The organism is Salmonella bongori NCTC 12419 (assembly GCF_000252995.1).
Lineage (GTDB): Bacteria > Pseudomonadota > Gammaproteobacteria > Enterobacterales > Enterobacteriaceae > Salmonella > Salmonella bongori.
On the sequence record NC_015761.1, the window covers coordinates 2,011,089 to 2,032,227 of the forward strand.

20 protein-coding genes, 2 tRNA genes and 1 pseudogene are annotated in these 21,139 nt (G+C 49.6%); 5 read left to right on the forward strand and 18 right to left on the reverse strand.

Features of this window, described 5'->3' with window-relative positions; genetic code table 11:
- Positions 1 to 360: 360 nt before the first annotated feature.
- Together SBG_RS09545 and SBG_RS09550 are read right to left on the reverse strand one after the other, a co-directional pair.
- Positions 361 to 436: transfer RNA gene (locus SBG_RS09545), tRNA-Asn, on the reverse strand.
- A 122-nt stretch (positions 437 to 558) separates the two neighbouring features.
- Positions 559 to 2,022, reverse strand: coding sequence for an EmmdR/YeeO family multidrug/toxin efflux MATE transporter (locus tag SBG_RS09550; RefSeq protein ID WP_024135054.1), 1,464 nt, complete (start codon positions 2,020 to 2,022; stop codon positions 559 to 561).
- A gap of 159 nt (positions 2,023 to 2,181) precedes the next feature.
- Here SBG_RS09550 and SBG_RS09555 point away from each other — a divergent pair.
- Together SBG_RS09555 and SBG_RS09560 are read left to right on the forward strand one after the other, a co-directional pair.
- A tRNA-Asn gene (locus SBG_RS09555) sits at positions 2,182 to 2,257 on the forward strand.
- Positions 2,258 to 2,422: 165 nt separating this feature from the next.
- Positions 2,423 to 3,685 (forward strand): tyrosine-type recombinase/integrase, encoded by a 1,263-nt coding sequence (locus tag SBG_RS09560; RefSeq protein ID WP_000059647.1) that lies wholly within the window; start codon positions 2,423 to 2,425, stop codon positions 3,683 to 3,685.
- A 365-nt stretch (positions 3,686 to 4,050) separates the two neighbouring features.
- On the opposite strand, the gene SBG_RS09565 is transcribed toward SBG_RS09560, so the two are convergent.
- Complete coding sequence (locus tag SBG_RS09565; protein WP_000399412.1) at positions 4,051 to 5,232, reverse strand: helix-turn-helix transcriptional regulator; 1,182 nt, start codon at positions 5,230 to 5,232, stop codon at positions 4,051 to 4,053.
- 18 nt (positions 5,233 to 5,250) lie between these two features.
- Complete coding sequence (locus tag SBG_RS09570; RefSeq protein ID WP_024135055.1) at positions 5,251 to 6,486, reverse strand: MFS transporter; 1,236 nt, start codon at positions 6,484 to 6,486, stop codon at positions 5,251 to 5,253.
- Positions 6,487 to 7,532: 1,046 nt separating this feature from the next.
- Here SBG_RS09570 and SBG_RS09580 point away from each other — a divergent pair.
- Positions 7,533 to 8,405: an integrase domain-containing protein gene (locus SBG_RS09580; protein ID WP_000533063.1), complete on the forward strand. Its 873-nt coding sequence runs from the start codon at positions 7,533 to 7,535 to the stop codon at positions 8,403 to 8,405.
- Here SBG_RS09580 and SBG_RS23465 read toward each other — a convergent pair.
- The 6 genes and pseudogenes from SBG_RS23465 to SBG_RS09595 form a co-directional block, all read right to left on the reverse strand.
- On the reverse strand, positions 8,294 to 8,650 hold the full coding sequence (locus tag SBG_RS23465; RefSeq protein ID WP_407636083.1) for an FMN-binding negative transcriptional regulator: 357 nt from the start codon (positions 8,648 to 8,650) through the stop codon (positions 8,294 to 8,296). The two genes, SBG_RS09580 and SBG_RS23465, sit on opposite strands and share 112 nt — an antisense overlap.
- 62 nt (positions 8,651 to 8,712) lie before the next feature.
- On the reverse strand, positions 8,713 to 8,943 hold the full coding sequence (locus tag SBG_RS09585; protein WP_024135056.1) for a hypothetical protein: 231 nt from the start codon (positions 8,941 to 8,943) through the stop codon (positions 8,713 to 8,715).
- Between the two features lie 10 nt (positions 8,944 to 8,953).
- On the reverse strand, positions 8,954 to 9,151 hold the full coding sequence (locus tag SBG_RS22590; RefSeq protein ID WP_141024997.1) for a hypothetical protein: 198 nt from the start codon (positions 9,149 to 9,151) through the stop codon (positions 8,954 to 8,956).
- Positions 9,152 to 9,311: 160 nt separating this feature from the next.
- Positions 9,312 to 10,514 (reverse strand): multidrug effflux MFS transporter, encoded by a 1,203-nt coding sequence (locus SBG_RS09590; protein ID WP_015702918.1) that lies wholly within the window; start codon positions 10,512 to 10,514, stop codon positions 9,312 to 9,314.
- 188 nt (positions 10,515 to 10,702) lie between these two features.
- Positions 10,703 to 10,798: pseudogene (locus tag SBG_RS23395) on the reverse strand (multiple stress resistance protein BhsA); the annotation flags it as partial.
- A 112-nt stretch (positions 10,799 to 10,910) separates the two neighbouring features.
- A complete protein-coding gene (locus SBG_RS09595; protein ID WP_000699100.1) occupies positions 10,911 to 11,714 on the reverse strand; it encodes an SDR family oxidoreductase in 804 nt (267 codons plus the stop codon).
- A gap of 148 nt (positions 11,715 to 11,862) precedes the next feature.
- Between SBG_RS09595 and SBG_RS09600 the strand changes: the two genes are divergently transcribed.
- A complete protein-coding gene (locus SBG_RS09600) occupies positions 11,863 to 12,756 on the forward strand; it encodes a LysR family transcriptional regulator (RefSeq protein WP_000910709.1) in 894 nt (297 codons plus the stop codon).
- Positions 12,757 to 12,790: 34 nt separating this feature from the next.
- On the opposite strand, the gene SBG_RS09605 is transcribed toward SBG_RS09600, so the two are convergent.
- From SBG_RS09605 to SBG_RS09620, 4 genes are all read right to left on the reverse strand, one after another.
- Complete coding sequence (locus tag SBG_RS09605) at positions 12,791 to 13,780, reverse strand: aldo/keto reductase (RefSeq protein ID WP_001172303.1); 990 nt, start codon at positions 13,778 to 13,780, stop codon at positions 12,791 to 12,793.
- 26 nt (positions 13,781 to 13,806) lie between these two features.
- Positions 13,807 to 14,658: an aldo/keto reductase gene (locus SBG_RS09610; protein WP_001195266.1), complete on the reverse strand. Its 852-nt coding sequence runs from the start codon at positions 14,656 to 14,658 to the stop codon at positions 13,807 to 13,809.
- A gap of 206 nt (positions 14,659 to 14,864) precedes the next feature.
- Complete coding sequence (locus SBG_RS09615) at positions 14,865 to 15,347, reverse strand: DMT family transporter (protein WP_000172619.1); 483 nt, start codon at positions 15,345 to 15,347, stop codon at positions 14,865 to 14,867.
- A gap of 8 nt (positions 15,348 to 15,355) precedes the next feature.
- On the reverse strand, positions 15,356 to 15,790 hold the full coding sequence (locus SBG_RS09620; RefSeq protein ID WP_001160998.1) for a DMT family transporter: 435 nt from the start codon (positions 15,788 to 15,790) through the stop codon (positions 15,356 to 15,358).
- Between the two features lie 99 nt (positions 15,791 to 15,889).
- Here SBG_RS09620 and SBG_RS09625 point away from each other — a divergent pair, with 99 nt between their 5' ends.
- Positions 15,890 to 16,840 carry a LysR family transcriptional regulator gene (locus SBG_RS09625; protein WP_000272160.1) on the forward strand — a complete coding sequence of 317 codons (951 nt, stop codon included), beginning with the start codon at positions 15,890 to 15,892 and terminating at the stop codon, positions 16,838 to 16,840.
- 166 nt (positions 16,841 to 17,006) lie between these two features.
- Here the strand turns inward: SBG_RS09625 and SBG_RS09630 are convergent, their stop codons facing one another.
- The 4 genes from SBG_RS09630 to tkt form a co-directional block, all read right to left on the reverse strand.
- Positions 17,007 to 18,113 carry a PTS fructose transporter subunit IIC gene (locus SBG_RS09630; RefSeq protein ID WP_001021835.1) on the reverse strand — a complete coding sequence of 369 codons (1,107 nt, stop codon included), beginning with the start codon at positions 18,111 to 18,113 and terminating at the stop codon, positions 17,007 to 17,009.
- 43 nt (positions 18,114 to 18,156) lie between these two features.
- Positions 18,157 to 18,468 (reverse strand): PTS fructose transporter subunit IIB, encoded by a 312-nt coding sequence (locus tag SBG_RS09635; protein WP_001028229.1) that lies wholly within the window; start codon positions 18,466 to 18,468, stop codon positions 18,157 to 18,159.
- 53 nt (positions 18,469 to 18,521) lie between these two features.
- A complete protein-coding gene (locus SBG_RS09640; protein WP_000355394.1) occupies positions 18,522 to 18,986 on the reverse strand; it encodes a PTS sugar transporter subunit IIA in 465 nt (154 codons plus the stop codon).
- Positions 18,987 to 19,061: 75 nt separating this feature from the next.
- Complete coding sequence (gene tkt, locus SBG_RS09645) at positions 19,062 to 21,053, reverse strand: transketolase (RefSeq protein ID WP_000213413.1); 1,992 nt, start codon at positions 21,051 to 21,053, stop codon at positions 19,062 to 19,064.
- Positions 21,054 to 21,139 lie beyond the last annotated feature (86 nt).

A 21,139-nucleotide genomic window follows, 5' to 3' on the forward strand; every position in this document is an offset into this window, starting at 1 on the left:
CACGCAGTGAATGGGAGTCGAACAGCAAAACCAGTGGATAAGCACCTGGTGTAATACAGGAGCCTTTTGCGGTTACCTCCCCCCCCCGGGAATCTGCCAGCAAGCGTCAAAAGGCTTTATGTTGCGAGCTTTAGCTGCGGGATACAGCGTTTGTCACTCCATCATCGAACTGAAATGGCCCTGAATCATACTATTGCCCGTTACGTCGGTATTACGCGCGTTTATCACTGGAAATGGCGTTGATGTCTGCCGGGCTATCGGGGTGCTGGAGCGGCGCTCAGGAATGTCAGTTAATGTCAGCCTGACATCAGGGTTATGATGAAAGCAAAAAGCCTGCCCGAAGGCAGGCTTTTCTGAATCTGGCTCCTCTGACTGGACTCGAACCAGTGACATACGGATTAACAGTCCGCCGTTCTACCGACTGAACTACAGAGGAATCGTGTGAACTGGGCGAATATTAACGATGTGCGTTCGGCTTGTCAAAGCCTGAATGCATAAAAAAATTCGTTTGCTGAAATATTCTTCATTTCGCTGAATATTCAGGCATTACGCCGCTTTTCACCTTACTTTGCGTACAGAGCGCGGATATTTCCATAGCCAGCGCCCACTGACCATTCGCCAGTAAAAAAGGGCAGCACGTACAGCCCAGTCAAAAAACATGCCCAGCCAGACGCCAACCACGCCCCAGCCAAGTAATATTCCCAGCACATAACCTGCAATAACGCGGCAGCCCCACATACCAAGCATTGAAACCCACATAGCGAAACGCGCATCTCGTGCGCCTTTAAAACCAGCAGGCAACACCCACGAGGCGGCCCAGATTGGCATAAATGCCGCGTTCAGCCAGATAAGGATCACGACGACATTTTTGACGTCCGGGTCATGGGTATAAAATGACGCCATAATACCGGCGAATGGGGCGCTAAGCCACGCGATGGCCGTCAGCCCGATGGTAGAAAGCCAGAATACATGGCGAAGCTGAATCTCGGCCTGGGCTATCTGCCCATTCCCCAGACGACGCCCTGTAATAATGGTGGATGCCGAACCTAAAGCATTTCCCGGCAGGTTTATTAACGCTGCAATGGAAAATGCAATAAAATTACCGGCGATGACGCTGGTGCCCATACCAGCAACAAACATTTGCGTGAGTAATTTCCCACTGTTAAACAACACTGACTCAACGCTGGCTGGCACCCCGATACCCATGACTTCCCAAATAATGCCGAAATTTAAGGGCTTAAAATAACTTTTAAGGGGAATCCGTAGCGCAGGGTTAAAACCAATCATTAAAACCCAGATAATTGCGATAGCGCCAATATAACGAGAAATAGTTAACCCCAGTCCGGCGCCAATAAAACCAAGCCCATGCCAGGAAAAAATACCATAGATAAGAATACTACTGATAATAATGTTCAGAATATTCATGCCGCCATTAATCAACAGTGGTATTTTCGTATTTCCGGCACCACGCAAGGCTCCGCTGCCAATCAGGGCAATTGCGGCAGCCGGATAACTGAGAACCGTTAACTCCAGATAGATTAGCGCCAGAGCTTTTACATCCGCAGTAGCCTCTCCTGCAACGACATCTATAATCTGCTTGCCAAAATAGTGTATGACGGCAGCTAACAATACGGCAAACAGAGTCATAATGACCAGGGACTGCCTGGCTGCTGCCCTGGCTCGTCGTCGGTCACGCTTACCCAGGCTAAAGGCGACAACAACCGTCGTCCCCAGATCGATTGCGGCAAAAAAAGCCATAATCACCATATTAAAACTGTCGGCAAGTCCCACCCCAGCCATTGCTTCCTTACCCAGCCAACTGACAAGAAACGTACTGAGGACTCCCATCAACAGGACACAGGTATTTTCCAGGAAAATGGGGATCGCAAGTGGGGTGATTTCACGCCAGAACAGGATGTTATAACTCTTGCGTTTGGCATACCAGGGTGTGCGGGCGACCACCTGGCGTAAGGCTGCGGAGACGTTCAAAATGGACCTTAGAGAAGAAAGTTGAAACCACATTTCAATAATGAGCGAGAAATCGTAAGGCTGCAAAGTTTTTTGCAGATAAAGTGTCTGCAAATGCAACAAAGTGATGAGAGAATCCGCAATCGAACCTGTAGGCGGTTAAATGGGGTTTGACAAAAATTTTTTCGCCGCTAACATACGAATCCACACGATTCCTCTGTAGTTCAGTCGGTAGAACGGCGGACTGTTAATCCGTATGTCACTGGTTCGAGTCCAGTCAGAGGAGCCAGATTTTAGTATTAAGATGTCTCAGTGAGTCTTAATGCGTTATAAAAACAAGCAGTTAGATTAGCCCGGTTGTCCTGGTAAGGATTACCGGGTTTCTTGACATCTGTAGTTTTTGGGGGCTTAATCGGGGGCCTCACGGTTCGTTGAACGAATGGAGCCCCCCGCTATGTCACTCACTGATACCGCTATCCGCAAGCTCAGACCCACAGACAAACCCTTCAAACTCGGCGACAGTGCCGGACTGTACCTGCTGATCAAACCCAACGGCTCAAAACTCTGGTATATGAAGTACCGCATTGACGGGAAAGAGAAGAAGCTGGCCTTTGGCCCTTACCCGGATGTTTCCCTGCTTACGGCACGCCAGCTCCGCGATGCAGCACGTATAAAAATGCGTGAAGGTGTCGATCCTTCCGTTGACAAAAAAATCGCACAGCAGAAAAAGAAAAACGGCCAGACATTCCGCCAGATCGCCATAAACTGGCATGCCGATCACCGGCGCTGGTCTGAACATTATGCGACGACTATCCGGCGCAGGCTGGAAATGTATATTTTCCCGGATATCGGGGACAGATACATCGATCAAATCGTCACGGAAGATCTGCTGTTTACCCTGCGTAAGGTGGAGAACAAAGGCTTTCTGGAGATCACCGCGCGGCTGAAAAACTACGTTACGGAAATCATGCGCTATGCAGTGAAAAAGCAGTTAATCAGGTCAAACCCGGCGCTGGATCTGGATGGTGAGTTTACGCCGCCGGAAACACAGCATTACCCGGCCCTGCCGCTTGAGAAACTGCCAGAATTATTATCCCGGACGGATAACTACTCCGGCAGGCTGCTGACACGGTATGCGCTGAAGCTGTCGCTGCTGTTCTTCGTGCGCTCCAGCGAGCTGCGCTTTGCCCGCTGGAGTGAAATCGACTGGCAACAGAAGCTCTGGATCATCCCGGAAGAACGGGAGCAGATCGAAAACGTGCGCTTCTCTCACCGTGGCACAAAGATGAAAACACAGCACATCGTCCCGCTGTCCGATCAGGCAATGGCGATCCTGAAACAAACTGAAGCGCTCTCCGGGCATCTGGCGTTTATTTTCCCCGGCGAATACGACCAGGACAAGTGCATGAGCGACAACACCATCAGCAAGGCATTGCGTGTGATGGGCTACGACACCCGGAAAGAGATCTGCGGTCACGGCTTCCGGGCGATGGCGTGCAGTGCACTGAGTGAGTCGGGACTGTGGAGCAAAGAGGCGATTGAAAAACAGATGAGCCATCAGGAAAGGAACAGCGTGCGTGCTGCCTATATTCATAAGGCTGAATATCTGGAGGAGCGGATCAATATGATGCAGTGGTGGGCGGATTATCTGGATGCAAACACAAAACGGCATGTGTCGCCTTATCAGTTTGCCGGGCATTTAAAAGCAGCATCATGACAGACATTCTTCTGTCGGTTCGTTGCTCCTGAACTGGAGCAACGAACCGGCCTGATTCATCGATGAGACACCCATTTTTTTACCTTAACGCAGTAACGCCTCTCTGATTAATCCAATAACAATAATCCGGACACAAGTCGGTTCTTCTGTGAGGAGAAAAGGCCAAAAGAGAAAAGGCTTAAGGGTAAGGGATTTTTAAGGGTAACAGGCTTGCCCAAAAAGGCCAGATCACTGGAGGCGACTTTACTACGAACGGATAAAGGCCGTGCACTAATAATTCGGACAGCCAATGACCAGGAAAATGCAGTCCTGCCTCACTTCCCGCCACAGATTCAACAATGCCAGCTCGCTTTTAATGCTCCCACCTAATGGCGGATCTTTATCTGAGGTAAAAAAAGGCGCCGTGCAGGAGGCAATAACCCGAGATTGTCATCTGTTACCTGAAGCTTTGTTTCAGCTAATATCCCCAGGGAGTGGATGAGTCTGATAAGCTGCATCTGGCTCCTGATACCCATTTTTTCGTAGATGCTGTTGCGCTGGCTTTTCACGGTATTAATAGAGACACCATCCCGGATGGCTATATCGGCAGGTTTATCGCCATTTCCCAGCAGGATCGCAATGTCAGCTTCACGATGGGTTAAATCGAAAAGCTCGCACAGAAGTGCTGGTTCGCTATGGATAGCCCTGAAGGGATCGCTTAACATCAGCATAATCTCATTATCACGAGAGTCTTTTTGGTTAAGAGGAAATATACGAACAACAAAAAACGTCTCTTGAGTCCGCTGGATTTTTATTATTTTTGTTTTTGACTGCGGCTGACGATAAATATCAAATAAGGCTTCTTTTAAATGAAACTGGCTGATACTGTCGATCAATCTCAGATGACCGTTATTCAGCGACATCCCGTCAGCACTATTCAATATCTTATATCCTTCAGCATTAGCCTGAAGGAGTCGACCCGAACGGGTGATATGAAAAATGGCCGTTGCCGAATGGCTGCATATTTCTGGGATGCCGGAAACAGGATTGTACAGTTGCAGATGTGACTGCAGGGCCATTCGAAGGTATGGAGATAACTGAGAAATCGAATGAGCCTCAATCGCTTTAAACTCTCCACGATGAATATCACTTCGTAAGACTAAAACGCCCCGGCCACCGCATTGAGTGTAAAAATTAACCAGCAATGCATCCTTATACCCGAAAGATAAAAACGAAGATTTGTATGCCTCTCCCCAGTTAGGGTATTTATTGCAAAGTTCAGCCATAGTAAAACCATTATCTATCGCATATTCCGTTGAGCTATTTGCAATAGGATCAATATTTTTTTGTTTATTATGGTAATAAGTCGCAAAATTTTCATCAACCCCCGTATGGTAAGTGAAATTTACCGGATTTTGATGGCTGTTTATATGTAAAGAAAGAGAACTGGATGAAACGCCGAACATGGCATTGATATTATTCAACACACTCTGAACTGAGTTTCGGGTGCTGGACTCCTTATAGAGTGGTTGTAACGCAGAAGAAAAAAACACGTCATATCCTTCCATATCTCACACCTTAATAATCTATTTGTCGGGATACTTTCTTACATCGGTAAAACCGTGCTGCCGGGCATTGAATGCGACAACAAATGTCACAACCAGAAGGCCCTCGACGGCAAACGGGAGGGACTGTATTCCGAGTCGGCCCAGGAGTATCCCGCCAAGTAACCCACCACCGCTAATCGCAACATTCCAGACAGTTACCATCATTGACTGAGCAACATCAATAGCATTACCCGCGGTTTTAGCCAGTGCAGCCTGAAGCAGTGTTGGCGCGCCGCCGAAGGCCAGACCCCATGCCGCCACAGACACATAAATAACCCCATGTTGTCTGACGAAAACCAGGCAGAGGATTGAGACTGCAAATACTGCGATACTTGCCAGCATCGACTTTCGGGGCCAGCGATCAACGGTGATACCTGCACACCAGACCCCGGCTAACGCGGCCACGCCAAAGACTAACAGTACCAGGTCAATATTATCAGATAGCCCTGCGTATGCGAAAAATGACGCCACATAGGTGAAAAGAGTATTATGCGCCAGAATGAAGGTGAGTGTCACAAATAGCACTACAATCAGACCTTTCACTTTTGCCACCTGCAACAAAGTAAGATGAGATCTGTCATTCTCGGCTCCAGGTGAGTCGGGAACCGACACCATAATCCAGGCAACCAGGATCACCGTCAGTACGCTCATCATCATGAAATCTGAACGCCAGCCAATAAATTCTGCAAGGTATGCGCCTGCGGGGATCCCGATCGTCAGGGCTAACGGTGTTCCCAGCATCGCGATGGCAATGGCACGCCCGGCAAGGTGTGGCGGTGACATACGGATGGCAAATCCCGCTGCCAGAGACCACACTAATCCGGCGAAAACACCGCCCAAAAAGCGCGCAATCAGCGTCAGTACGTAGTTATGAGAAAATGCGGTGATGATATTGATAATCGCCAGACCGACAATAGCCACTAATAATAGCGGTTTGCGTCGCATGCTTTGTGTTAAAGACACTAACGGCATTGCGCTTATTAATGTCCCGACAGCGTAGAGTGTGACCAGTTGTCCCGAATAACTCACTGAAACGCCCAGATCCGGGCTAATCCAGAGTAACAGTCCGGCGGGCATGGCTTCTGTCAGCATGGTAACAAAACAGGCCATAGCCAGTGCCACCAGGCCAGACCACGGCAAATGGTGTCCTGGTACAGTGTATTTTTCCGGCGTGTTCCTGGGTTTATCGGGTGATGGTGATACGAAATTGTCCATTTTTGTTCCAAATATTTATTCACTTATCCCGTTTTCACACATAGGCGGTATTCCCGATGGTGCTCTTTATGTGTCTGCGGGGTGTGGAGTGTTTTATATACTGGAACCAGTTTTAATTATTTTCCCTCTGTCGGCATCACCCTACAGGGTGATACCGATAAATTCCGGGTCATAAGCAATTTAACCTTCAGAAATCTCATATTCTTAAGGTTCAGGCTGTCGCCATAATATTAATAAAAATATCCAGCAAATACGTAAATGTCGCCCAATAGCGGTAAATTTACATTCATAAAATTTCGAAGAAATCTACAGGAAACTCTTTTTTAGCAAAAAAGAGTTTCCCCTTTTCACGTCCATCGACCGGATGTAAGCTCCGGATTGCACAATGCTGTCGTTGACAGCGCCCATGCTTCATGGCCTGAAAGAAGCGCCTGAGGAACTCAGGATGGCAGCCCCTACCGGTGAATACCTCCGCAAACACCGGCTCGCAGGTCACTGCGACAGAGGTCATACTTTACCGACAATACGTCCTTTCGCTGCACCAGAGATCTGGTCAGCATTCCACAACACCTGAAATTCCCGGGTAAATCCCTGTCCGGCTGAGGATCAGCCCCCTTTACCCTACGGGCTGCGGTCAGCATTACCGCGAGGCTTGCTGTCGCGTGACCGTAAATCTGCGCCAGAATCCGTGATCTTTCGCGACCGGCACTCAACCGGTGCGTCACTTTGCGTCGCGCAAAGCGACAAAGTGACGCACAACCACCACTCCGCGCCATACCACAGTATTCAGGGTTTCTGCGCATATTTCCTAATCTGATACGTCCTTTTTGGGCCACTGTCAGCAAAAAAGAGGAGAAAAAGATCGATACCGAGGGGGGCATGATGCCCCGGAGAATTCCTGCTCTGGCAGGCAGTCCGTACCGTGTACTGGCTGAAACTCCCTATACCTCAACAGGCTGCCACTCCGGCGTGAAGGTATCGTTCTGGCGCAGCCAAAAAGCATACGCCGGAGACCGTTTGTGTTCGCAAAATCATGGGAGAAGTGTATGGGCAGGTTAGGCGGTGAAATGAAGGTGCTGGCAAAGCATTGCGGTGGTAGCCATAAAACGGTGAACGATCGCATTCATATCGTACAGCGGTTCGACCTCCATTTACGGACGCTGAACGTTCAGATCCAGCGTGTGGCGCAGATCAAAGTTCGCCACATTGAAAACTACATTCATGAAAGACTGGCGCAGGGGATCAGCAAACGCACGCTACAGAATGAAATGGCCTCACTACGTGTTGTACTGCAACAGGCCGGGCGTAAACAGATTGCAGAACACGAGCGACTGACAAATAAATCCCTGGGGCTTTCTGGTGCATCGCGCAATGGTACGCGACAGGCCATCACACAGGATCATTACCGCTATGTGCTGGAAACGGCCCGCGCGAAAGATCCGGGGCTGGCGGCAGCACTGGAGCTGGCGCGGCTGATGGGTTTACGCTCACAGGAGGCAGTGCAAAGTACGCAGTCACTGAAAACGTGGAAACAGGCTGTTGAACGGGACGATACTCGTTTAACCATAGTTTTCGGCACCAAAGGCGGACGGCCCCGCGAAACAGTGATTCTCGATGCTGGCGCAGTTAAAAAAGCACTGGATAATGCGTTAGCTGTCGCAGAAAGCCGTAATAACCGGCTGATCGATAAGCCCGATCTGAAAAGTGCAATGGACTACTGGCACAACCAGGCAACACGCGTTGGCCTCACTGGCGCATATTCTCCGCATTCGCTGCGTTATGCGTGGGCGCAGGATGCCATTCGTCACTATCTGGCGCAGGGGTTCAGCAGGAAAGAGGCGCTGGCAATGGTAGCGATGGACCTGGGGCATGGTGACGGGCGTGGGCGGTATGTAGCGCAGGTGTATGGGCAAATTTGACAGTTAGCGAAGAACGAGATGTAGGCATGAGACCCGCTGAACACCACCAGTACGCGCTGACCTGCCATCTCTTTCCACTGCGGATTCGTACAGTGATCCCTTGTCATCTTCCTGCGGTGCAAAAATAAATGGCGGTGCGTCGCCGCCAGCGATGGCGAAACCAGCAGGCCAAATGGATGGGCGGCAATAAACCGTCCGGCTTCACCTTCGTCGTTCATCGCTATTTTATGATGGATATAAATGATTCTTTTCCGTCAACGGTAAGGACATGCCGCCTTTCGGCAGCATGCTGGGATTTGACTCAGCGTCAGCGCAAACTGGAAAGCGCGGCACGGATATGCGACAGCCCATCCGCTAACACCGTGCGCGGGCAGCCAAAGTTCACCCGTTCAAAACCGTACCCTTCCGGGCCAAACTCCTCTCCCCAGATTAAGCCCACTCTGGCTTTATCCAGCAGCAGCAGCGCCTGAAGCGCTTCTGCTGATCGGTTGAAAGCCCTGAAGTCAAACAATTCGCGCGCTGGCGGATAATGCGGCATCCCTTACGCTTCAGCGCAGAACGACCATGTTCTGGCTCGGGGCGCTGACCTGGGCGGGGATCCATGTCGGTGGCCCCATCGCCGGGGTGATAGGTAATGCTGTTGGCGATGTCAGAAACGCCGGAGAACACATCGGGAAAATGATAGCGAATAAAACGCGGCGCCCCTGAAAATGCAACGGACCGACACTGGCGTGTGAAAAACGCATAGCACTGCACAATATCATCCATCTGTCCAAATAAACTACCCGGTCGCTTATGGTTAAGAGCCCCCGTAAACAACGTGCGCCCAAAATTCAGCAGCCGCGCTACCATACGGTAATTCTGTTTCAAACTAAGTAAAGGGACAACAAAAGGACTGATCCACCATCAACGCGCTTTACGTTTGATTATCATCACCAGGCTCAACAGTGTAAAGACCATCATGATCCACGACATCGTCCATGGCGTGCCGTCACTCATTGCCGAGAGTAAAAGCGATGACACAATCCCGCTGCCGTACTGCAACGAACCGATCAACGCTGAAGCCGACCCCGCCATATTATATGGCACGGTATCGAGCGCAGCCGCCGTCGATGCTGCGGCAATAATGCCGTTCATGGAGAAAAAGATAAAAATCGTCACGACCATCATCGCCATGCCGCCAGTCTGCATTTTCGCGCCAGCGGCCAGCACAACCGTTGCCAGAGCGGCAACAAGCGCCGCAACCCGCAACAACGTATGCAACGGATGACGCTGCACCAGACGGCGATTAATGGAGCTCAGTCCCATCACACCAATGATATTGATGCCGAACAGCCAGCCGTAATGCTGTGGGTCAACATGGAAATAGCTGATGTAGACAAACGGCGAACCGGCAATAAAGGCGTAAGCGGCCACATAGAAAAAGCTGACGCACAGGGTGTAACGCATAAATTCTCGATTCCGCAGTAACGAAGCATAGTTGCCAAAGGCGCTACTCAGCGGTGTCGTCAGTCGATTTTCACCCGGCAGCGTTTCCGGTAACCACCAGAGCGCAATAAACATCGCCCCACCCAGTACCACCAACAGCCAGAACACGGCACGCCAGGAGGCAACGGTGACTATCTGTCCACCCAGCAGAGGGCCAATCACCGGCGCGATAGCACTGATGATCACCAGCGTCGAAAGCATCTGCGCCGCCCGCGTGCGGACATAGAGATCGCGGATCATCGCCCTTGCCAGCATTGGTCCTGTGCAGGCACCGAAGGCCTGAAACACGCGCCAGAAAACAATCTGCGGCATACTGGAAGACATCGCGCATCCGGCTGAACCGATCACAAACAACACCATGCCGATAAACAATGGCACACGGCGTCCGATTCGGTCACTAATTGGCCCCCAAATCAACTGGGCCAGCGAGAAACCAATCAAAAAACCGGTAATGGTCAGTTCCACGTTCCCCTGCAATTCAGAGGCCATCATCGGCATGGAAGGCAGGTAAATATCGGTGGAGAGTGAGGTAAAGGCCATCAATGCGCCGAGAATCACGATAAAAAAGACGCCGGATGTCGCAGCGCGCCCGACCTGAGAAATGTTTTTTTGCTTGTTCATAATGTCCTGATAATGTTCTGGCGGGAGAAAAATCGTAAACGTGTTGCGAGCACGCATCGCAGGGAATAGATTAATGCGGCAGACTCAAAATCCTCAACGTGATACCGTCGCGGTATCGGCAGACGCTGAAGTTTTGTGCAGCCGCCAGCCAACCGGGACGGGTACCGCGCCAGTTCTGGCTGAGACTATTCTTCCCCATCTGCATGATTTATTTGCTGGGCTGCAGATACGGTATTCACTGAAATAAATCCCATAACCAATGTAGTAATAAGCAGTGCTTTCATCTCTAATACCAGTTTAAAACAATATGTTTGAAACTGGCCCCTGACAGGAGGAGCGTTCTCCGTCTGTATATTTAAATATACAAACCTCAACTGTCATAACGCTGACCACTATTTAACAAAATTGTCTGGATTTTTGGTTGGTTAAATTTTTTAAATAGCAATTCAGCTCGTTAATAATGTACTCAGGTTCTTCCACGAGGGGCATATTTTCCATATCTAGAATCCCATCATTTTTTTGCGGATTATCAGCCAGCAGGTCAGCAAACAGAGGGGTAAGATCCTGTTGCGCTTCGCCTCGTTCAGCCACCAGCTCAAACGTTTTATTTTTTGCCGCGTGGTTGCCCAGGGCACTGACCAGAACCCGGGCGATTTGCTCCCGGGATATCACACCATCTTCCGGTGTTCCTGTATGGCGTCGATCCCCCTGGAGCATAACGATTTTATGCTCATCATCATTGTTGTAATCAAACCAGCCAGGCCTGACGATGGTATAGGGATGACCACTGGCCCTGACCAGACGTTCGGCACGCCTTTTCCAGTCATGAACTTCAGTGCGTTGATTCCAGGTGCTGAGCCGTTCAGTCACGCCTATCGTGGTCATTAAGGCGATGTGAACAGCCGTCTCCCTGAACATTCGGACAATGTTACGTACACCGCCGTAATCTATCGCTCTGGCGCCAATACGCCCCTGGCCATCAGAGCCGAGCGTAAAGACGATGGCATCAATATCTTTTGGCAGATTGATGAGTGTTTCAGGCATTGAAACATCGCCGTAAAATATATCCGTTCCACGAGGAAGGAATTTTACTTTGCGCTTATTTCTGACCAGCGCAACGGGCTGATGGCCCATTTCGATAGCGATATTGACGACATGAAGGCCAATACTGCCTGTTGCCCCCGCCACGAGTATTTTCATGATAAACCTTCTGAAAGTTCAGACTTATTTTCGATACAGTCAGAATATCAATTATCATTATTGTCAGTAATGGGGCTAAAATGATTGTGTCTATGACCCCCCTTCATGAATGCACATTGAAGGGTATGCTTCCCTAAGGAAATCACCGATGCTCAAAGAAAACTTCAATGAACTCCAGATTTTTCTTGTGGTGGCAAGGGAGCGAAGTTTTACCAAAGCAGCGGGTAAGCTCGGTGTGTCTCAGTCAGCTCTCAGCCATGCGATGAAGGCACTGGAGGAAAGGCTAAATATCCGCCTTCTGACCCGCACCACCCGAAGCGTCGCCCCGACAGAAGCCGGTGAGAGAATTATTGCCTGTCTTGAACCCCGTATCGCCTCCCTTGAGCAGGAGCTGGAAGCGCTGGTGCAACTCAACGGCACCGCCTCCGGTAATATCCGTCTATCTGCCGGGGAACATGCCGCGCGGAGCGTGGTATGGCCAAAACTGAAACCTTTCCTCAGGGAATATCCGGAAATTAACGTTGAACTGGTTGTCGATAACGGTTTTGTCGATATTGTCGAGGGGCGCTTTGATGCCGGGATACGACTGGGTGAAAGCGTTGATAAAGACATGATTGCGGTGCGAATTGGCCCGGACATGCGCATGGCTATTGTCGGTGCCCCATCCTATTTCGCCACGAACCCTGCACCTCACACGCCGCACGAGCTACAACATCATCGCTGCATCAATATGCGGTTACCGACTGCCGGTGGTCTTTATCACTGGGAGTTTGAGAAAGAAGGAAAACCTTTACGGGTCAGAGTTGAAGGACAGGTAACGTTTAATCTGCAGGCGGAAAGGCTTGATGCTGCCTTATCCGGTTTTGGCATCGCCTGTTTACCTGAGGACAGGGTGCAGGATTATATAAAGTCAGGAGAGCTCATTCAGGTTCTGCAGGAATGGTGTCCTTCCTTCCCCGGATATTACCTTTATTACCCCAGCCGCAAACAGCATCCACCGGCCTTTGCGCTGATGATCGATGCACTTCGCTACCAGGAATAACGGGTCCGCCATTCGCGCGGACCCCGCCCGGGTATTAACGGCCTACGCGAGCCTGATGCTCAGGCGAGTAACGTTCGCCGACAATTTTAATTGATTCAAGCGCCTGGGTTATCTGTCGCAACTCATCCGACGAAAGAATGATGTCAGCAGCCCCCAGGTTTTCCTCCAGCCGGTGCAATTTCGTGGTACCAGGGATGGGAACAATCCACGGCTTTTGCGCCAGCAGCCATGCCAGTGCGATTTGCGCAGATGTCACACCTTTCTCTGCAGCCAGTTCACCCAACAACGAGACCAGCTTTTCATTGGCTGCAATTGCTTGTTCGGCGAAGCGCGGCACACGACTGCGGAAATCATCCTGACCAAACGTCGTTCCTGACTTAATCGCTCCCGTCAGGAAGCCTTTGCCTAATGGACTGAATGGCACAAAACCGATACCCAGTTCCTCCAGCAACGGCAGGATCTCCTGCTCAGGTTCACGCCACCACATGGAGTATTCGCTTTGCAGGGCTGTGACGGGTTGTACCGCATGAGCACGACGAATGGTTTGCGCACCCGCTTCGGACAGGCCGAAATGTTTAACTTTGCCTTCCGCTATCAGGTCTTTCACTGTTCCCGCAACATCTTCAATCGGGACATCCGGGTCGACACGGTGTTGATACAGCAGATCAATAACATCAGTCTTAAGGCGGCGTAATGACCCTTCCACGGCTTCACGGATATGCTCCGGACGGCTGTTTAAAATCTGCTGCTTGTTGTCGTCGCCAAAAGTAAAACCAAACTTGGTGGCGATGACCACACGGTCACGAAATGGTTTTAAGGCTTCGCCGACAACCTCTTCATTAAGGAAAGGGCCATACACTTCAGCGGTATCGAAGAAGGTGACGCCACGTTCAACCGCTGCGCGAATGAGCTCGATAGCCTGATGAGTATCGGTCGCCGGGCCGTAGCCATGGCTTAAGCCCATGCAACCGAGCCCAAGCGCGGACACTTCGAGTCCTGATTGACCCAGATAACGTTTTTGCATTGATTAATTGCCTCTTTTATCGCGTCTTAAACGTCCAGTTTGCGACCGGCCAACCATTCAACTCTGGCAGGATCGCGGTGTGAGAAGAAAGCACTTGTTGCGGTGTCGATAGCAGTAATCTGCAACATATCTTCATCACTCAGTTCGAAATCGAGAATGTTGATGTTCTCTTCCATGCGTTCTTTTCGCACTGTTTTTGCCAGCGAAACGATGCCTCGCTGGAAAATCCACCGCAGCACAACCTGTCCCACGCTTTTACCGTACTTCTGGCCAATCGCCGTTAATACGGGATGCTCAAACAGACCATTTTTACCTTCTGCAAACGGCGCCCAGGCTTCCGGCTGAATACCCCTGCTTTGCATCCACGCCACGGGATGCAGCTGTTGGTTGAAGGGGTTAACTTCAATCTGGTTTACCGCCGGGGCAACGTGGTTGAAGGCAATGAGATCGGCCAGTCGGTCAGGATGGAAGTTACTGACGCCAATGGCGCGAATTTTGCCAGCCTGTTGCAATTCTTCCATGGCACGCCATGCCCCATGGACATCACCGTAAGGCTGGTGAATCAGGTACAGGTCAACATAATCAAGTTGCAGCCGATTCAGGGAGCGTTCGAACTGTGCTTTAGCGCCTTCGTAATGAGTATCCTGAAGCCATAGCTTGGTCGTTACAAAGAGCTCGTCACGGGCGATGCCGGTCTGTTTCAGTGCATTCCCGACCTGGGTTTCATTCTGGTAAGACGCGGCGGTATCGATCAGGCGGTATCCCGTATCGATGGCATCGATAACGGCTCTTTCGCATTCAGCGGCATCCGTCATCTGAAACACACCAAAGCCCAGCAGGGGCATTTCAATCCCGTTGTTCAGTTTTACAGTTTGCATCACGTTATCCTTTGGCTGTTGTCCAGGAAAAGCATAACGCAAACTGATTTATTCGATTAGATGGAGTAATTAGCTAGGGTTTATTAGGTATATTCATCAATTTGGCGATATTAGCTCTGGATATCATCAACGGAGCATTTACTTTCCATAAGGGATGCAGATATTTTTAGTCCGTATCCCTTATAGATGAACGTGACTGATTCTATTTAGCTCGATGACAGAACGTCTTGTTTTAAGGCGGTCGCCTTTACTTTATTACTTGAGTAAATGAAGAAAAGCGCGATACCTAAGCAGAGGATGGCCCCCAGACGACTCATCGAAAACGAAATGGATTGATTTCCCAACCAGCCAAAGTTATCGATTAACATGCTCATGGTTAACTGTCCGAAGATAACGGCGACTGTAGCAATCGCGGTCCCTATTCGTTGTACGGCTAAAACCATGATAACGATATAGGGTACGCCAAACATGGCACCCAGCAGTTGCCATTTAGGTACATCCATCAGTGTAACCAACTGTTTTGGTTCAAAAAAGAAAATAAGCAAAGCGGTGATAATTGCGCCTACGGAAAAGGTCAGGAACGCGCTTTTAAATACCCCTACCTGACTACCCAATTGTCCATTAATGGCCGCCTGAATACTCAACATGGAGCCGCCTATAATGGCTAAAACGATCATAATAAGTGTCATAGTCTAACTTATCCTCTGGCAACCAGAATTAATGCAGCGATGATAAAAATAAGGGCGATAATTCGCTTACTGTCTATTTTCCTGGGGGGTGTACCGAGTAAACCAAAATGGTCTATTATCAGACTCTTAAATACCTGACCGGCTAAAATACCGATCATCGTCATCGCTATCCCAATGACTGGCGTGGCCACGGTCAGAATAACGACATAAACTGGCCCGAGTACGCCACCAAGTAGCTGCCACCCAGGCAAAGAGAAAAATGACGGGCTATTGCGTGGGCTGAAAAAAAGCATCAGCAGGAAAGTCAGTGCAGCGCCTACACCAAATATGCTGAACGTTGCCCATAAATCACCAACCTCCCCCCCTAGCGGCCCCAGTAAGCCTGCCTCGACTGACAGCCCCATACCGCCAGCGATAACTAACAAAATCAGTACAAATTGCATAGCAAACAATCTCCAGATGTGCAGGCGATGAAGACTACGCCTGAACATGAATGAGAAAAATGCCATAATGTAATAAACACCTGTGCAGGAATTGCATTAATGTATGATTTAAGCAATATCAATATCCGATCGCTCTTCATTTTCATTGCAGTGTATGAAGTGCAGAACTTTTCCACTGTGGCTCGTCGCGAAGGCATTTCTGCCTCTCAGGTTTCACGCGTCATTCATCAGCTAGAAGATGCGGTCGGTCAGCAACTTTTCTACCGCAATACGCGCGCCATTATTCCGACAGAGAACGGTCATATTTTTATCCGTTATGTTCGGGCGGTTACCAGTAGCCTGGACGCTGCCCGACGGGAACTCAATGAAAGGACGCTTGAGCCTTCCGGGCTAATACGCATAAATGCTCCCGTTTTTTTTGGACAAAAGCATGTCGCGCCCAAATTGGCGGGGCTGACGGAACGTTACCCACGCCTCAGTATTGAGCTGACGTTAACTGATGATTACATTGACCCACATAAAGATGCTGCTGATGTCATTTTTCGTATCGGTGAGCTTACTGACTCATCTTTTCATGCACGCATTTTTGGACAGCAGTGCTATCGCCTGGCAGCATCACCGGCTTATCTTCAAAAGTATGGCATACCTGATAACCCGGCGGATTTAAGCCGACATAAGTGTCTCGTTTACCGTGGTTCATCCGGACCGAATCGCTGGCTGTTGCGTCGAAAAGGTGGGGAGTGGATGCACTATCCAGTCTCTCCGTTGATGTCTTCCAATAATGCCGAGACTTTACTTATTGCAGCATTGGGCGGTATGGGGATAGTCCTTTTTCCGGACTGGTTGATTGGCGAAACGCTACAAAGCGGCGAACTTATTGAATTAATACCAGATATGGAAACAGCGATTAAGACCGAGCCACAAAATATTTCTGCTATTTATCCTCATGCTCGTCACCCAACGTTAAATGTCAGGGCCGTAATTGATTATTATGTAGAAGCTTTCGGTTCGCCGCTATACTGGCAGCTAAGCGATGGTGTTTTTAAGTAATTCTGATGATATGCCTGTAAAAAACGGGTCACCTTAGCGACCCATTTTTATTCGTGGCGATTAAAAATAGCATCCAGCGAATAGTATATAGCGCGATAATAATAACACTCCATTATCACAATTCATGTGAGCGCGATATCATGTAACAGCATGCTATTATATATGCTTAACTAATCTTAATGTCATCAAAGTTGATATCTTCCTCTTCTTGATCATTGTTTATAACAACATCACGAGGAACATCTTTTTTGATGACAGCATAGATGGTTGCGGTTACTAATATATTTACTATCAACGCCATAATACCTGCCATGGGATTTGACATTGTTGGGAGCATCAATACACCACCAAAAGGTACTGTTGCATCTGCGCCATATACCATGGTGATTGCACCGCCACAAGCTCCGCCGATTGCCGCTGCAGCAATACCGCGAACGATATCATTCATCACTATGGGTATGGATCCTTCAACAATATTCACTACCCCCATAGGAACCGCCGATTTTAACATTTCGATTTCTTCGTTATTATAGATATTTTTGCGAAGAAGTTTGGCGATAAAAAATGCAAGCCCAAAACCGATAGGTGTTGCTGTGTTAACTAACTGAAGGGCCGTAACTGGCTCATTTATACCCTGTGCCTGGAGAGTTAAGACGAATGCGAAGCACGTCTTATTGATCGGCCCACCAAAGTCAACGATACACAACGCCCCAATGACAGCACCTAATAGTAAATTAGATGAAGTTCCCATACTTCTCAGGAACGATGTGAGAGCATCGGTAAAAATACCAATAGGCGTACCGATGATATAGACCATGATCAGGGCACTGAGAATGGATGCAAAAAATGGCACAATCAATGTAGGCATTAAACCCCGGGCCCAGCCAGGAACCTTCACATTTTTAATGATAGCAAGAGCAATATACCCGGAAATGTAGCCGCCGATCATGCCACCGATAAAACCCGCACCAATGGCATTAGCCGCCAAACCGACAACAAAACCTGGGGCAATACCGGGCTTACCCGCGATCGAACCGGAAATCCCGATAGCAATAACGACGGGTAATAGTCCGAGCGCCTTAGCCCCCATGGTAGCGAAGGCCTGCCACAGATCAAATTGACCCGATACTAAAGTGTCCTGAACCGTCCCACCAAAACCCATACCGATGGCAATAATAAACCCAGCACCACAGACAATCGGAATCAAGAATGAGATGGCAGTCAGCAGATGACCTTTAGGGTTTGCTGCTTTCCATATTTCTTTTATATTCATAAATTACGCCCTTTAATTTATATAGGATACGCATTGGTAAGTGTTATGAATTGACTAATTCACCGAGTTTTTCGATAAGCTTATTTGGTGATTTAACCGCCATTTCCGTTGGTACTTTGACGACTTTCTTTCCGGCGAACCTTTCTTCACCGGAGACTTTAACATCGGCGGCTAACAGGACGATGTCGGCTTGTGCAATTTCTTCAGCAGTTAAGGCATTCTCGATACCTATAGTGCCTTGCGTTTCAATTTTGACATTGTGCCCGGCTTTTTTTGCTGCTATTTCAATTTTCTTTTGCGCAATATAGGTGTGTGCAATGCCTACAGTGCAAGCTGTAATTCCAACAATATTCATAACTATTCTCCAGAATTGATTGTTTTGATGCTATGGTAGATATGATAATTAAATTAAGCGCTGACACCTTCAGCGTTCAATAGATCAATAATTTTCTGAGGGGAATCTTCCTTCAGTAATTTCTCCACTATCTCTTCATCGGCAAGTGAACCTGAAACTTGTGATAATAATCGGATGTGGGTGGCATTTTGATCCACCAGGCATACTGCAAATAAAATAATACAGCGAACGTCGCTACCATCCATCGTTTCCCATGGGATTTGATGTTGGGTGCGTCCAATGGCCAACGCCGTACGGGCTACTCCTGAGGATTTGCCATGCGGGATCGCAATATGATTTTCGAATCCAGTTGAGCCCTGTTCCTCACGTAGCCAGACATCTTTCAGAAAAATATCTTTATTAATGACCGCCCCATCACGAACTAATAAGTCAGCTAATTCTTCAATTGCCTCTTCTTTACTCTTAGCCATCATGTTCAATTTGATATTTTTTACATTAAGTACACTCGAAATGTCCATAGATCACCTTCGTTAATATGAATTAATGATTGATTATCAGTGGGCATGTATCTATGCCCACTGATATAAGGGCGTTTATAAAATGCTTTTTGCTTTCGCAACAACGTTATCAACGGTGAAGCCGAACTCTTCAAACAGCTGCTCTGCCGGAGCAGACTCTCCGAAGGTAGTCATACCAACGATTGCGCCGTTCAGGCCAACGTATTTGAACCAGTAGTCAGCGATACCGGCTTCCACGGCCACGCGAGCGGTAACCGCTTTCGGCAGTACGGATTCGCGGTACGGCGCATCCTGCTTGTCAAACGCATCGGTAGATGGCATGGAAACCACGCGCGCTTTCACGCCTTCGGCAGTCAGTTTTTCCCATGCGGCAACCGCCAGCTCAACTTCAGAACCGGTCCCGATGAAGATAAGCTCAGGCTGGCCTGCGCAATCTTTCAATACGTAGCCACCGCGAGCGATGTTCGCCAGTTGCTCTTCGCTACGTTCCTGCTGCGCCAGGTTCTGACGGGACAGAATCAGCGCGGTCGGGCCATCCTGACGCTCCACGCCGTATTTCCACGCCACGGCGGATTCCACCTGGTCGCACGGACGCCATGTAGACATGTTCGGCGTTACGCGCAAAGAAGCGACTTGTTCTACTGGCTGGTGCGTCGGGCCGTCTTCACCCAGACCGATGGAGTCGTGGGTATAGACCATCACCTGACGCTGTTTCATCAGCGCCGCCATACGCACCGCGTTACGCGCATATTCCACAAACATCAGGAAGGTGGAGGTGTACGGCAGGAAACCACCGTGCAGAGAGATACCGTTGGCGATCGCGGTCATACCGAATTCGCGCACGCCGTAGTGGATATAGTTACCCGACGCGTCTTCGTTAATCGCTTTTGAGCCAGACCACAGGGTCAGGTTAGAAGGCGCCAGGTCAGCGGAGCCGCCGAGGAATTCCGGCAGCAGCGGGCCGAAGGCTTCAATCGCGTTCTGGGAAGCCTTACGGCTGGCGATTTTCGCCGGGTTCGCCTGCAGCTTCGCGATGAACTCATTCGCTTTGGCATCGAAATCAGATGGCATTTCACCTTTCATACGGCGGGTGAATTCAGCCGCTTCCTGCGGGAAGGCTTTAGCGTAGGCGGCAAACTTCTCGTTCCACGCAGCTTCTTTCGCCTGGCCGGATTCTTTCGCATCCCACTGCGCATAAATGTCAGACGGGATTTCAAACGGACCGTATTTCCAGCCCAGCGCTTCGCGGGTCAGCACGATTTCCGCGTCGCCCAGCGGCGCGCCGTGAGAGTCGTGGGTGCCCGCTTTGTTCGGCGAACCGAAACCGATGATGGTTTTGCACATCAGCAGGGACGGTTTGTCGGTTACTGCGCGCGCTTCTTCAACTGCGCGTTTAATCGCGTCAGCATCATGGCCGTCGATACCGCGGATAACGTGCCAGTTGTAGGCTTCGAAACGTTTAGCGGTATCGTCGGTGAACCAGCCTTCAACATGACCGTCGATGGAGATGCCGTTGTCATCATAGAACGCAATCAGTTTACCCAGTTTCAGGGTACCTGCCAGGGAGCACACTTCGTGAGAAATGCCTTCCATCATGCAGCCGTCGCCCATGAACGCGTAGGTGAAGTGATCAACGATGTCATGCCCCGGACGGTTGAACTGCGCCGCCAGCGTTTTTTCTGCAATCGCCATACCTACAGCGTTGGCAATGCCCTGACCCAGCGGACCAGTGGTGGTTTCCACGCCCGGCGTATATCCCACTTCCGGGTGGCCCGGCGTTTTGGAGTGCAGTTGACGGAAGTTCTTCAGTTCCTCCAGGGGCAGATCGTAGCCAGTGAGGTGAAGCAGGCTATAAATCAGCATGGAGCCGTGGCCGTTAGACAGCACAAAGCGGTCACGGTCAGCCCAGGACGGATTCTGCGGGTTATGATTCAGAAAATCGCGCCACAGGACTTCGGCAATGTCAGCCATACCCATCGGGGCACCCGGGTGACCGGAATTCGATTTTTGTACACCATCAATAGAAAGCATGCGCAAAGCATTCGCTAGCGTGCGACGAGTCGTCATGAGGGAACTCCAGATATAAAAGGGTTACAGCGCCCTCAACCGTATAAATCAAGTGCGAAGGCAAAGAGACAGACCGGTTAAATAGA